At 68.1% G+C, this 12,489-nt stretch carries 9 protein-coding genes; 2 read left to right on the top strand and 7 right to left on the bottom strand.

The genetic code is table 11. The features are described 5' to 3' along the window. Positions 1 to 104: 104 nt before the first annotated feature. A complete protein-coding gene (locus tag AC3WXD_RS21180; RefSeq protein WP_454733938.1) occupies positions 105 to 713 on the top strand; it encodes a helix-turn-helix domain-containing protein in 609 nt (202 codons plus the stop codon). Positions 714 to 779: 66 nt separating this feature from the next. Here the strand turns inward: AC3WXD_RS21180 and AC3WXD_RS21175 are convergent, their stop codons facing one another. The 3 genes from AC3WXD_RS21175 to AC3WXD_RS21165 all read right to left on the bottom strand — a co-directional run bounded on the left by AC3WXD_RS21175 (position 780) and on the right by AC3WXD_RS21165 (position 4,983). Then, complete coding sequence (locus AC3WXD_RS21175) at positions 780 to 1,721, bottom strand: electron transfer flavoprotein subunit alpha/FixB family protein (RefSeq protein WP_492324670.1); 942 nt, start codon at positions 1,719 to 1,721, stop codon at positions 780 to 782. Beyond that, a complete protein-coding gene (locus AC3WXD_RS21170; protein ID WP_492324631.1) occupies positions 1,721 to 2,470 on the bottom strand; it encodes an electron transfer flavoprotein subunit beta/FixA family protein in 750 nt (249 codons plus the stop codon). Before AC3WXD_RS21170 ends, AC3WXD_RS21175 begins: the two co-directional genes overlap by 1 nt. A 62-nt stretch (positions 2,471 to 2,532) precedes the next feature. Beyond that, entirely contained in the window at positions 2,533 to 4,983 is a 2,451-nt protein-coding gene (locus AC3WXD_RS21165; RefSeq protein ID WP_492324630.1) for a GcvT family protein, read from the bottom strand. 264 nt (positions 4,984 to 5,247) lie between these two features. Between AC3WXD_RS21165 and purU the strand changes: the two genes are divergently transcribed. Then, positions 5,248 to 6,138 carry a formyltetrahydrofolate deformylase gene (purU, locus tag AC3WXD_RS21160; RefSeq protein ID WP_059411949.1) on the top strand — a complete coding sequence of 297 codons (891 nt, stop codon included), beginning with the start codon at positions 5,248 to 5,250 and terminating at the stop codon, positions 6,136 to 6,138. 96 nt (positions 6,139 to 6,234) lie between these two features. Here purU and AC3WXD_RS21155 read toward each other — a convergent pair whose 3' ends face one another. The 4 genes from AC3WXD_RS21155 to AC3WXD_RS21140 all read right to left on the bottom strand — a co-directional run bounded on the left by AC3WXD_RS21155 (position 6,235) and on the right by AC3WXD_RS21140 (position 12,449). Then, positions 6,235 to 7,992 (bottom strand): gamma-glutamyltransferase family protein, encoded by a 1,758-nt coding sequence (locus AC3WXD_RS21155; RefSeq protein ID WP_492324629.1) that lies wholly within the window; start codon positions 7,990 to 7,992, stop codon positions 6,235 to 6,237. Between the two features lie 81 nt (positions 7,993 to 8,073). After that, positions 8,074 to 9,021 (bottom strand): Bug family tripartite tricarboxylate transporter substrate binding protein, encoded by a 948-nt coding sequence (locus AC3WXD_RS21150; RefSeq protein ID WP_492324628.1) that lies wholly within the window; start codon positions 9,019 to 9,021, stop codon positions 8,074 to 8,076. Positions 9,022 to 9,521: 500 nt separating this feature from the next. Continuing rightward, positions 9,522 to 10,508, bottom strand: a complete 987-nt coding sequence (locus AC3WXD_RS21145; RefSeq protein WP_492324627.1) for a LysR substrate-binding domain-containing protein — start codon at positions 10,506 to 10,508, stop codon at positions 9,522 to 9,524. Positions 10,509 to 10,577: 69 nt separating this feature from the next. After that, entirely contained in the window at positions 10,578 to 12,449 is a 1,872-nt protein-coding gene (locus AC3WXD_RS21140; RefSeq protein ID WP_492324626.1) for a CocE/NonD family hydrolase, read from the bottom strand. Between the last annotated feature and the right edge of the window lie 40 nt (positions 12,450 to 12,489).

The raw sequence follows: 12,489 nt of genomic DNA, 5'->3' as shown, positions 1-12,489 counted from the left end.
GAAGGCGCCAGGAATCTTTGTGGGTAAAAAAATGGAGTAGAATTTTTCCATCCGAAAAAATGGAAAAATTCAGGGTGGCTCTCTCCGTGGGGCTCGAACGAACCATGCCAGAACATCCGCAAGCCATGAATGTCGTTGAACAGGCCGACGGGCCCGTGCTGGATACCGCTGCGCTGGGCGCGGAGATTCGCAAGCTGCGCAAGGCCAGGGGGAAGACCCTGGCGGACCTCGCCGGAGCGGCGGGCCGCTCGACGAGCTTCATGAGCCAGCTGGAAAGAGGGCGCGCCGAAATGTCCATCTCGGACCTCAAGCGGGTGGCGCTGACGCTGGGGGTGCCGCTCGGCTGGTTCTTCGTGAGCGAATCGAAGCCGGCCGCGGAAGTGGGGCGGGTCCAGCGCGCCGGCTCGCGGCGGCGGCTGGGCACCGTCACGGACGGCCTTGTCGAAGAACTGCTGTCGCCGAACATCGGCGGTTCGTTCGAGACGTTCCTCAGCACGTTCGAGCCGGGAGCGATGCTGCTGGAACCGAGCCTGCGCGATACGGAGGAAGAGGGCTATCTCGTGAAGGGACGGCTCGACGTCTGGATCGGCGAGCACTTCTTCGAGCTCAATGCCGGCGACAGTTTCCGCATCGAGCGCGAGCCGTTCCGCTGGGCGAATCGCGGCAGGATCGAGGCGGTGGTGGTGTGGGTGATCGCGCCACCCACGTACTGAACCGGCATTTCCAGGGGGCCACCCCACGTCCCTTCTGCGCCCCTTCCCCGCCCCTTCCCCGCCCCGCTAGCCCGCGGCGTCCAGCGCCTGCGTCAGGGCAGGCAAGACGTCAAACAGATCGCCCACCAGGCCGATGTTGGCCACCTGGAAGATGGGCGCGTCGGCATCCTTGTTGATGGCCACGATGGTCTTCGAATCCTTCATGCCGGCGAGGTGCTGAATCGCGCCTGAGATGCCGACGGCAATGTACAGGTCCGCGGCGACGACCTTCCCGGTCTGCCCCACCTGCGCGTCGCTGGGTGCGAAGCCGGCATCGACCGCCGCGCGCGAAGCGCCTATCGCCGCGTTGAGCTTGTCCGCGAGGGACTCCAGCAGCCGGAAGTTCTCCCTGGAGGCCATGCCGCGTCCCCCGGACACCACGACCGAGGCCGTGGTGAGTTCCGGACGGCCGCTCGTCGTCGCGGTGCCGCGGATGAACTTCGCGAGTCCCGGGCCTTCGTTCCACGACAGCGGGACGATCTCGGCGGCGACGTCGGACTGGCCCGCCGGGGCGAATCTGGTGGCGCGGACGGTGACGACCTTTTTCGCGTCGGCCGAGCGCACCACGGCGTTGGCATTGCCCGCGTAGACCGGGCGCTCGAACGTATCGGGAGAGACGACCGCGCTGATCTCCGAAATCTGCGAGACGTCGAGCAGCGCGGCCGCCCTGGGAAGGACATTCTTGCCGGCGCTGGTCGCGGCGGCGACGATGTAGTCGTAATCGGCGGCAAGCGTCACGAGCAGCGGCGCCACGTCCTCGGGAAGCTGGTTCGCCAGCGACGGGGCCTGCGCCTGGAGGACGCGCCGAACGCCCTGGAGATGCGCCGCCTGCCCGGCCGCCGCGCGGCAGTCCGCGCCGCAGACCAGGATATCGACGTCGGCGCTCATCTGCCGCGCGGCAGTGACGGCGTTGCGCGCGGCGGGATTCAGTCCTCCCGCGCCGGTCTCGGCAAAGACGAGTGCGGCCATCATGCGTCCTCCAGAACGGCGCTGATTTCACTGGCCAGTTCGGCAACGCCGCGGACTTTCCGTCCGGCCTTGCGTTCTTCCGGCGGGCGCACTTCCAGGACGGACAGGCGCGGCGCCACGTCGACACCGAGGCTGTCCGGCGTCACGGACGCGATCTCTTTCTTCCTGGCCTTCATGATGCTCGGCAGCGACGCATGCCTGGGATCGTTGAGGCGCAGGTCCACGGAGACCACCGCCGGCAACGCCAGTTCGAGTTCCTCGGTGCCCGCGTCGACCTCTCGCGTGACCTGCAGGACATCCCCGGCAAGGCGCAATGCCGAGGCCGACGTGCCTTGAGGCCATCCCAGCAGCCCGGCCGCCATCTGCGCGGTCTGGTTGCAGTCGTCGTCGATGGCCTGCTTCCCCAGGAGCACGAGCCGCGGCGCTTCCCGCGCCACCAGGGCCGCGATCACCTTCGCCACGGCCAGCGGTTCCGTGGCCTGGTCCGTCTGCACCAGGATCCCGCGATCCGCGCCCATCGCCAGGGCCGTGCGTATCGTCTCGGCCGCGCGGTCGGGGCCCACGGAGAAGACGATGACCTCGGCGGCGGCGCCGGCCTCCTTGAGGCGCACGGCCTGCTCCACGGCCACTTCGTCAAACGGGTTGATGGACATCTTGACGTTGTCGGTGTCCACGCCGGAGCGGTCGGACCTGACACGGACGTTCACGTTGAAGTCCACCACCCTCTTCACGCCAACCAGGACTTTCATCTGTTGCACCGTCATACGTGGAATACGTTGAGTAGGTTGAGTACGTGGATCGAGGCTGTTCCCTAGCACTTGATGCGCAGGTTCCTGGGGTCGTAGAAGGGCGACAGGCTCGCCTGTGCGGGGATGCGCTGCCACGCCACTTCGATCTCGAAGGTGTTCCGCGCGAGCCAGTCCGCGGTGACGCCGTCGGGGTTCGTCACATACCCCATGCCCAGCGAGGCGCCGAGGCGGTGTCCGAACATGCCGGAGGTAATCGAGCCGACGATCCTGCCATCGCACCAGATCGGTTCTTCGTGATGGAGAAGCCTGCCCGGGTCCGCCAGCTGGAACTGGACCAGCCGCCTCTTGAGCGGACCGGCCGCCCTGGCCTGCCGCAGGGCGTCGTCGCCAATGAAGCCGCCCGGCTTTTCCCATGCCACGCAGAAGCCGAGACCCGCTTCGAGCGGGTTGTCCTCGATGGTGAGGTCATGCCCCCAATGCCGGTAGCCCTTCTCCGTGCGGCAGCTGTTCATGGCGTGGTAGCCGGCCAGGGTGAGGCCGAATTCGCCGCCCGCGGCGCTGAGCGTCTCGAACACATGCAGGGCGAACTCGGTCGGGATATAGAGTTCCCATCCGAGCTCCCCGACGAACGTGATCCGGCTGGCCCGCACGCGCGCGTATCCGATCTGGATTTCCCGGGAGGTGGCGAAGGGGAACGCCTCGTTGGAGAGGTCCTCTTCCGAAACCTTCTGCAACAGCGCGCGCGCGTTCGGTCCCATGACGCCAAGGACCGCCATGCCGGAAGACACGTCGGTGGCGACGCAGCGGCAGTCGGCGGGAATGTTCCGCTCGAGCCAGGAGAAGTCCCTGGTCTGCGTGGCGCCGGCGGTCACGACGAGGTAGGACTGGAGGCCGGTGCGGGTGATGGTCAGGTCCGCCTCGATGCCGCCGTGCGGGTTGAGCCACTGGGTGTACACCATCTTGCCCACGGGGACGTCGACATCGGACACCGAGATCCGGTTCAGCGCCCGCGTCGCATCGGGACCCTGCACGAGGAATTTGGCGAACGACGTCTGATCGAACAGCGCGACCGCGTCGCGGACCGCGCGGCATTCGCGCGCGGCGTTCTCGGACCAGTTCTGCGGTCCCCACGAGTACGCGTACTTCGCCCGCGCGCCCGGCTCGGCGTACCAGTTCGCGCGTTCCCAGCCGGACACTTCGCCCATGACCGCGCCCGCCGCCACGAGGCGGTCATGCAGCGGCGAGCGGCGGGCGCCGCGGGCGGTCTCGAACTGGCGGAACGGCCAGTGCATCGCGTAGAGCAGGCCGAGGGTCTCGGTCGTGCGCTCGCGAAGATAGGTTCGCGTGCCCTGGAAGGGATGCATGCGGCGCACGTCCACGTCGGACAGGTCGACCGGCGGCCGGCGGTCGCGGATCCATTCGGCGAGCGCCTTGCCCGCGCCGCCGGAGCTCTGGATGCCGATGGAGTTGAATCCGCAGGCAACGAACAGGTCCTTGACCTCCGCGGTTTCGCCCAGCAGATACCGGTCGTCGGGCGTGAAGCTCTCCGGGCCGTTGAAGAAGGTCTTGATCCCGGTGGTCTGCAGGACGGGAACCCGCTCCGCGGCGCTCGTCAGGATCGGCTCGAAGTGGTCGAAGTCGTCGGGCAGGGCATCGAAGCAGAAATCCTCGGGGATGCCCTTCATCCCCCAGGGCTTCGCCACGGGTTCGAACGCGCCCAGCAGGAGTTTCCCGGCGTCTTCCTTGTAGTAGGCGCATTCGTCGGGCACGCGCAGGACCGGAAGGTTGCCGGGCAGGCCGTCGATGGCTTCGGTCACGATGTAGAAGTGCTCCGCGGCATGGAGCGGGATCGACACGCCGACCTGCGCCGCCAGCTCCCGGGACCACATGCCGGCGGCAAGCACCACGGTGCCGGCCTTGATGACGCCTTCTTCGGTCTGCACGCCGACCGCCTTGCCGTTCTCGACGAGCAGCTTCTCGACCTTCAGGTTCTCCACGACCTTGGCGCCGCGCATGCGGGCCCCCTTGGCGAAGGCCTGGGTGATGTCGGTGGGGTTTGCCTGCCCGTCCTTGGGCAGGAACACGCCGCCCACGGCGTCCTTGAGGTCGAGCATGGGCCACAGCCCCTTGATGTCGGACGGGCCGACGACCTGCACATCGAGGCCGAAGTTCTTCGCCATCGACGCGCCGCGCCTGAGCTCTTCGAAACGGGCCGCATTGAGCGCCAGGCTGATCGAGCCATTCTGCTTGAAGCCGGTGGCCTGCCCGGTTTCGCGCTCGAGCTCGTAGAGCAGGTCGGACGTGTACTTTGCCAGCTCCGTCATTTGCCGGCTGTTCCGCAGCTGGCCGATGAGGCCGGCGGCGTGCCAGGTCGTGCCGCAAGTCAGTTGCCTGCGCTCGAGCAGGACGACATCGGTGATGCCGAGCCTGGTCAGGTGGTATGCGATCGAGCATCCCACGATACCGCCACCGACGATGACGACTTCTGCCTGGGCAGGAACTCTGTTTGCCATGAATGGATCCTTGTGGTTCCGAGAAGTCCCGACGCAAGGCTTCACCACGCCGCGCTCCCGGAAGATGCCTTGCCGGGCACCGTTCCACGCGGTCCCCGGGCGCATGCCGCGGGCGCGGATGTTGCGATGGTCAGGTCCAGAATTTCTTTTGATGACTATAAATCTACAAAAAACTTCTCGCAAGAAAAATTTAGTGATATATTTTTTTCACACAAGGAATCAGAAAAATCCGGCCGACCAACCCTCTTTCATCCGCCAACGCCCATGCAATCCCATTCCCCAGCACGCCAAGCGTCCGTCCCCAGCTCCTATGTGCTCAAGGTGGCGTGTCCCGGCACGCGCGGCATCGTCGCCGCCATCGGCAACTTCCTTGCGGACCGGGGCTGCAACATCACGGAGATGGCCCAGTACGACGACGAGAACCAGGGCCGCTACTTTTCCCGGGTCGTGTTCCGCACGGACACCACTCCGGCGCCCTCGCTGGAGGAGCTGCGCGACGCGTTCAAGGCGACCGCGGCACGTTTCGACATGGAGTGGAACCTGCGGTCCCGGGACGAGCGGGCGCGGGTCCTCGTGATGGTGTCGAAGTTCGACCACTGCCTGGAAGATCTGCTGTATCGCCAGCGGACGGGAGAGCTGCCCATGACCATCACCGCGGTGGTGTCGAACCACGAGGCCCTCAGGCATCTCGTGGAGCGGCACGACATCCCGTTCCACGTCCTGCCCGTGACGCCCGAGACGAAGTCGGAACAGGAAGCCAGGCTGCTGCAGCTCGTCGCGCAGACGCGCAGCGAGCTGGTGGTGCTGGCGCGCTACATGCAGGTGCTGTCGGACGAGCTGTGCCGCGCGCTGTCCGGCAAAGCGATCAACATCCACCACTCGTTCCTGCCCGGGTTCAAGGGCGCGAAGCCGTATCACCAGGCATACGAGCGCGGCGTGAAGCTGATCGGCGCAACGGCGCACTACGTCACCGGCGACCTCGACGAGGGTCCCATCATCGAACAGGTCGTGGAGCGCGTCGATCACGTCTTTGGCCCCGACCTGCTGGTCGCGGCCGGACGGGACTCCGAAAAGGTGGCGCTCGCGCGCGCCGTGAAATTCCATATCGAGAGCCGCGTATTCCTGAACGGCAACAAGACGATCGTCTTCAGGTAAGCGACGAACGGGCCGCGGTGGCTGCCGCGCCCCGGCGTCGGGAAGCCAGCCCGAAGGGTTGACCTCCCGAAGCCCCGCGCGCGTCCGGTCCCGGCCTTACCAGCCGAGCGCCGACGAAGCGGCCCGCCGGGGATCCGCGCCGGCTTCGTACACGCCGCGCTCGAGGTCGTGCCGCACCGTGCAGACCCCGCCCGCGCGCCAGAGGCGGTCCGGCCAGATGACCACCTCATGCCCCAGGTCCGAAAGCGCCTGCGCCGTGGCCTGCGCGATGCGGCCCTCTAGGCAGAGCCGGCCGGGAAAGGCCTTGTGCGGGGAAAACGAGTCCGGATGGCTGTACGTGATGAAGCGCGGGGCTTCGATGGCGGTCTGCGGATCCATGCCGAAGACTTCCATATTGAGAAGGACCTGGATATTGGCCTGCGTCTGGCTGTCGCCGCCCGGGCTGCCGATGGGCATGACCATTTTTCCGGGCCGCATGACCAGGGCCGGACTTGGCGTGAGCCGGGGCCGCTTCCCCGGGGCGAGGCAGGAGGCGTGCCCGCTCAGCGCCCAGGACTGCGAGCCGCGCGAAGATGGCGCGAGGCCCGTTCCCGGGATGACCGGGGTGTCGCTGCACACGTCGCTCGGGGCGATGCAGATCGCGTTGCCGGCGTGGTCGACCACGGTGACGCAGGACGTATCGAACGGGCCGCCTGCCTGGCCACCGGGGTCGCCGCTGGCGGCCGGCCGGGTGTTCGCCCCCGATGGCGGAAGACCGGGCCAGGCGCGGTCCTCGCGGATGAGCTTGCGCCTTTCGTCGGCATAGCGGTCGGACAGCAGCCAGTCGGCCGGCGTGTCGTTGAATCGCGGATCGCCATAGAATGCCTCCCGGTCCGCGAAGACCAGCTTGAGTGCTTCGGCGACGTGGTGGATATAGGCCGGGGTGTTGTGCCCCATCTGCTTGAGATCGAAACCCTTGAGCAGGTTCAGCGCCTGGCCCAGCGTCGGTCCCTGGCACCAGAAGCCGCACGCATGGATTTCCAGGTCGTGGTAGCGCGTCACCACGGGCCGTTCGAACTTCACCTCGAAGTTCGCCATGTCCTCGGGCGTGAGCCAGCCCCCGTGGGCGGCATGGTAGCCGGTTATCTTCTTCGCGATGTCGCCCTTGTAGAAGGCGTCGCGCGCGGCCTGCAATCCCGCCAGCCGGCTGCCGCCACGCGCCAGCGCGGCATGCTCTTCGTCGATCAGATACTGGATGCTGCCGGCAAGGTCGCTCTGGACGAAAAGCGCCCCCACCGCGGGGACGTCCCCGCCGGGCAGGTAGATGTCGCGGTTGGACGGCCATCGCTCGAGCTTGTGCTTCACCATCTGCAACTGCTCGTGCATGAACGGATACATCAGGAAGCCTTCGCGGGCGAAGCGCAGGGCGAAAGAAGCGACCGTGCCGAACGAAAGCGTGCCGAAGTCGCCGAGCGCCTTGATGAATGCCGCGGGCGCGGCCGGCACCACGGTTCTGAGGAGGCCCTCGGGGATCTCGCCGCCATGCGCCTTCCTGATGTGCTCGAGGCTCGCGGCCGCGGGCCACACGCCAAGGCCGTCGATCGTCACCACTTCGCGGCGGTTGGCGAGGTAGATGATCATCGGCGCGACGCCCGCGATGTTCACCTGGTCGCTGTGCACCACGCCGAGCACCAGGCCCGCGGCGACGCCGGCGTCTATGGCGTTGCCTCCCGCCTCGAGTATCTGGAAGGCAGCCTGGGTGGCGAGGTAGTGGCCGGTCGACACGCAATGGCGGCGCGCGGCAATGACGGCGCGGCCCGCCTTGTACGCGCTTTCGACACTCGAGCCCGACTGGGAAACGGAATCAACCGACATAGCTCCTCGATCCTTTGCATGCTGCCCGCATCGGGCTTCGATGACGGGAATTCGAACAGGAAAAACAGCCGGTGACGGCCATCATTCGATCTTGATACCCGCGCTCTTGATCAGGGTACCTTGCTGGTCAAACTGCTGTTTCACGAACGTCTCGAAATCGCTGCCGTACCGGTTGGCGGGCTCCGTGCCGAGCGCGCGGAGCTTCTGCTGCACCTCGGGCTGGGTCAGGGCTTTCTGCAGCGCGTCGACCAGGCGTTTCGTCACGTTGGGCGGGAGGCCCGCGGGGCCCCAGATGCCCTGCCAGTTCGAGTAGCTGAAATCCTTGAGGCCGAGTTCCGCCAATGTGGGAAGCTCGGGATTGTTCAGCGTGCGGGCGGGGCTCGTGACGGCAAGCGCGCGGAGCTGGCCGCTCTTCAGGAAGGGCGCGACCGAGGGGCCCTGCTCGAACATGATCTGCACCTGGCCACCCACGAGGTCGGTAAGGGCCGGGGCGCTCCCCTTGTAGGGAATGTGCCGCATCTCGATGCCCGCGGCCCGCGCGAACAGCTCCGCGGCCATATGCGAGGCAGACCCCGCGCTGTTGGTGGCGAAGTTGATCTGCCCCGGATGCGCCTTTGCGTAAGCGATGAGCTCCGGCACGGTCTTGTATGGCAGATCCTTGTTTGCGACCAGCACGAACGGAATGCTGTTGACCTGCGCGAGCGGCGTGAAGTCCTTGATCGCGTCGTTCGGCACCTTGGTCAGATGCGGAAGGATGGTGTGGATCGAGGTGTTCAGGAGCAGCGTGTTGCCGTCCGGGGCCGAGCGCACCACCGTGCCGGCCCCGATCGAGCCGCTCGCGCCGGCGCGGTTGTCGATGATCACCGTCTGGTCGAGCGCCGCGCCCAAGGCCGGCGCGACGGTCCGGGCAACGATATCGGTGGGTCCCCCGGCGGGGTAGGGCACGATGAGCCGCAGCGGCACGCCGCTTGCCGACCACGCCTGGCCCGCGAGCCCGAGGGTGAGGCCTAGGAGAATGCTGGACAACATCTGGAAAACTGGGGACCGCATCGTGAAGCTCCTTCAACGTAGCCAATCTGAACGGACGCAGCCAGGTGTGAGCTACCTGGAAGTACAAGAGAAATTCTGTGTACTCAAGTTTTCTGTGCAAAAATTATGCCACGTTTTTTTCTCGAATAGCGTGCTGATATGTTAGTTTTTTTCGTCATGCCGCACCAAACCGGGGCCGGGGGACGTGCGCGGGCGCCCGCCGCCGTGCGGCAATGGCGGAACGGCGCCCGTCGGGCGCGGGCGTCGTGACGGCCGGCGGGCATGTCCGCGCGGCATGTGGCGCGGCATGCGGCGCGCGCGATTCTCTTGCGGATCATCGGCGGGGCGAACCGGTTCACCGCGCGTGGGCGGGAAGGTCTTGCGCCGTGGCTATGGCACGAATGGCGTCCCCATGCGCGCGGCCGGGGCGGAGATGCGGGGCGCGAAGCGCGCGCTTTCGCTGCGCGGCGAGGCCGGCGCATCCGCGGCAACGCGCCGGGCTAGCCGCCCCCGCCGTCCCCGTTGCCCTCGCCGCCCTCGCTGCCCTCGTCGCGCTGGCCCAGCAGGCGGCTCAGCGGGCTGACGCCTTTCCAGGTGCGCGTGGCGATGGCCTCGCCGATCAGCCGGAGCAGGGCGTCTTCCACGGTCTTGCAGGCCAGGCTCAGGCGCGCGGAGCCCGCCACGCACAGGAACACGCGCCGCACCAGCGACGAATCGGAAATCGGCACGCAGGCGAATGCGTCCGGGTGCTCGGTCGCCAGCGCGCTCCACGGCAGGATCGTCCATCCCATGCCGGCGCGGACCGCGGCAAGCAGGACCGAGGTCGCGCTGGTTTCCGCCACGAGTTTGAGTTCGAGTCCGGCGGCGACGAACGCCCGGTCCGTCAGCACCCGGATCGAATTGGGAAAGCTCGGCAGCAGCAACGGCAGCGCCGCCATTTCAGCCAGCGTCAGCGCCGTGTCGCGCTGCGCCGGGGCGGGGCCGACGGCCATGAGGTCTTCGTCGAGCAGCGGCACCAGATGCATGTTGGGACGCTGCTGGGCATCCATCGCGATGCAGAGATCGAGCTTCTGCGCCGTCACCAGTTCCGCCAGGTCGGCGCTGCTGCCCTCGACGATCTCGACGGTCACGTCGGGGACGCTGCCGCTGACGAATTGCAGCAGCGGCACGGCCAGCACGCGGGAGGTGCTGGTGGGCAGGCCGACCCGGACGTGGCCCGACGGCACGTCGCGTCCGTGGCGCACGGCGGCGTGCGCTTCCTCCATCTGGCGCAGGACCATCTTGGCGTGCCGGTACAGGATCTGGCCGGTCTCGGTGGGGCGCGCGCCGAACGGTCCGCGCACCAGCAGCTTCGCGCCCAGTTCGGCTTCGAGGTTGACCACGTGCTGGCTCAGCGACGGCTGGGCGATATGCAGCGCATCGGCTGCCGCGGTGATGCTCTCGAGTTCGACGATGCGCGCGAAATAGCGAAGCTGCCGGAAGTCCATGACGGGGGCGGAGGGAAGGACGGATGCCCACTCTAGCACCTCGGGTGGCGGGCGGGCATCGGGCCGGCGCTAGCGCCCGCCGGCAGGGTCGTCGGCGGGACCCGCGGCAGGATCCGCCACCGGCACGTCGAGATGGCAGCCTTCGCCGCCGCCCATCGTCAGGGTCAGCAGCGGCGGGCGGCCGAGCGGAACCGGCGGGAAATGGCCGCGGTCGGCCCCGGCGACGGACACGCGCAGGCGGCTGCCGGCCGCCAGCGTCCACGCCACCGGCAGGAGCGCGAACGTGAGCGGCACGGCGGCGCCGGGCGTCAGGAGCTCGGCCTCGGCGCGGCGGTGCGCGCGATATGGCCACGTGGTGCGGTACTCCGCGGGGCACGGCTCCAGCTTCCGGTGGGACGCGCGCAGCATGCCCTCGGTGATGTAGCGGACCGCGCCGTTCGCTTCCACCTCCGACAGGTAGACGAAGAGCGCCGCGTCGGGCTGCGACGACGCCACGCGGAGATGGGCCACCACGTGGCCGGCGATCGCCAGCGGCGACGCCAGCGGCGCGGAATCGAAGTGGGGCAGCGCGGCTTCGCGCCGGCCCCAGTCGGCGTAGTAGTCCTCGATGTTGAGCGCGCCCAGGCGCTCGTAGCGCGTCTGCCGGCCGGTGGTCCAGTCGAAGCTGACCTGGACGCGCACTTCCGTCGGCGCGGGCGCCGGCGTGTCGGCAAGCGTGCCGTCCCCGGCCAGGTAGAGCCGCGTGGCATCCGGCGCCGGCGGCCACGTGTCCGCCGGCTGCCAGCGGTCGTCGTGGATGCTGTGGTAGTGCACGGGGGCTTCGCGTTCGAGGCCGGTCGGCAGGCCGAGCAGGTGGTGATCGAAGAATCGCAGGACTTCGCCCAGCAGCGGGAAATCCGACGCGGCGTGGTCGCGCCACGGCGAGACGTTGGTGCGCGCCCCGTGGTCCCACGGGCCCAGCAGCAGGCGGCTGTCGTTCGACGGCAGCGACAGGAAGCGCGTGATGGCGCCGTTGGCGTAGCCGCCGCCGTCATACCAGCCCGAGATCGAATACACCGACACGTCCGGCGCGATGCCGTCCAGGTAGCGATAGGGGCTGCAGCTTCCCGAGTCGAGCGACGCATCGTGGAACGCCGCGCCGTCGCGGAAGGCGAATTCCGGCGCCAGGTCGGCCAGCGTGAAGTTGTTGCGGTGCTCGGCGATGGCCGCCGCGACGAGCGTGCCGTCCACGTCCTCGTCGCAGCGCTCGGGGCCCGCGAAGCGCGGGTCGTCGAAATAAGGGAACCCGGCCACCAGGTCGCGGCGGTCCTGGTCTAGCGCGAGCATCAGCTCGTCGTAGGCTTCCACCCAGACCTTGGACAGCATGCCGCCCGGATAGAGCTGCTCGCTGTAGATGTCGGACACCGAGAACAGCGGCGCGATCGCCTTGACCGCGGGGTGGCCCGTGCTGGCGAGAAAGCACGCGGCGGCGCCCAGGTAGGAAATGCCCGTGGAGCCGATCTTCCCGTTCGACCAGGGCTGGCCGGCGATCCATTCGGCCACTTCGTAATAGTCGTCGCGTTCGGTGGGCGAGCGCAGCGCGTCGCGCGTGCCGAAGCTCGCGCCGGTGCCGCGCACGTCCACCACCACGACCGCATAGCCCCTGGGCACGAACGCATCGCGGTACTTCGCGGTGTTGGGGCTGGGCTCGGCGCCCGCGCCCGACAGGCGGAAGCGCCGGTAGTACGGCGTGAAGATGACGACGGTCGGGAACGTCCGCGGCGCGGCTTGGCCCGGCAGCGGCTGCGGGACGTAGATGTCGGCGGCGAGGCGGCAGCCGTCCCGCATCGGCAGGTAGCGCGACGCCGGGCGGGCCGGAACGGAGAAGGTGGACGGGCGGCTTGCCAGGTAGGCGGACGGTGGCGTCTGCCACGCGTTGCCGCGGGTATCGATGTCGGACATGACTTGTGCGCTCTTGCGTGAGGGCCGAGGGCCCGGGGAG

The sequence above is a fragment of the Cupriavidus sp. FW216-B1 genome (assembly GCF_058789195.1).
The sequence above is the reverse complement of the archived record's forward strand: the minus strand, read 5'-3'. Positions and strand labels throughout refer to the sequence as shown.